General features: G+C 63.7%; 1 protein-coding gene and 1 pseudogene. Both read right to left on the bottom strand.

From position 1 onward, the window contains the following. Window positions 1–577 (bottom strand): annotated as a pseudogene (locus HGP17_RS33375) (ATP-binding cassette domain-containing protein); the annotation flags it as partial. Further along, window positions 562–693 carry a hypothetical protein gene (locus HGP17_RS33985; RefSeq protein ID WP_281412813.1) on the bottom strand — a complete coding sequence of 44 codons (132 nt, stop codon included), beginning with the start codon at window positions 691–693 and terminating at the stop codon, window positions 562–564. The pseudogene HGP17_RS33375 and the gene HGP17_RS33985, both read right to left, overlap by 16 nt. Window positions 694–766 lie beyond the last annotated feature (73 nt).

Here is a 766-nt window from a genome sequence, read left to right as displayed (position 1 = left end):
TGTGATCGCAGAAGCGGGCGGCCATGTTGACATCGTGCAGCACGACGACGACGCCGAGGCCTCTTGCATGGCTGAGGCTCTGGACAAGAGACAGCACTTCGATCTGATGGGCAACGTCGAGTGCGGAGATCGGTTCGTCGAGCAGCAGGCACTCCGCGTCCTGGGCAACGAGCATCGCAAGCCAGACGCGCTGGCGCTCGCCGCCCGAAAGAGTATCCACCAACCGGTCGGCCATGCCGGCGACATCCGTCAGCTTCATGGCTTCCTCGACCTTTTCGCGATCGGTCTGCCCGAAGCGGCCAAGAGCGCCATGCCATGGATAGCGCCCGAGCGCGACCAGTTCGCGCACCAGCATGCCGGCGGCGGCGGGCGTGGCCTGAGGCAAATAGGCGACCTTGCGCGCGAAGGCGCGATCACCCCACTCCGTCAGCGGCTTGCCTTCGAAGCGGATGGTGCCGGCGGCCGGAGGCTGCTATCTGGCCAGCAGCTTGAGCAGCGTCGACTTCCCAGAGCCGTTGTGACCGATCAGACCGACAATGCGTCGCGGCGCAAGCGTCAGGTTCAAAGGCTGAAGCAGGGTTCGGCCGCCAACGCCAAAGAGACACCGTCGAGATGGAAAAGATCTTCGCCGCCCATGGCTGAAACGTCGACAGGAGGCACGGAGCGTGCTTCTGAGCCACTCGTCATCATCATTCACATTCCTTCGTCTCTGCGCACCGTTCGATCCGCAGGCGGGTGCTCGATGCTGCGCTCACGTCTACCAAGA

Origin of the sequence: Rhizobium sp. P38BS-XIX (genome assembly GCF_012641435.1) — a bacterium.
Classification (GTDB): domain Bacteria; phylum Pseudomonadota; class Alphaproteobacteria; order Rhizobiales; family Rhizobiaceae; genus Rhizobium.
This window is presented reverse-complemented; position numbering and strand designations above follow the sequence as displayed.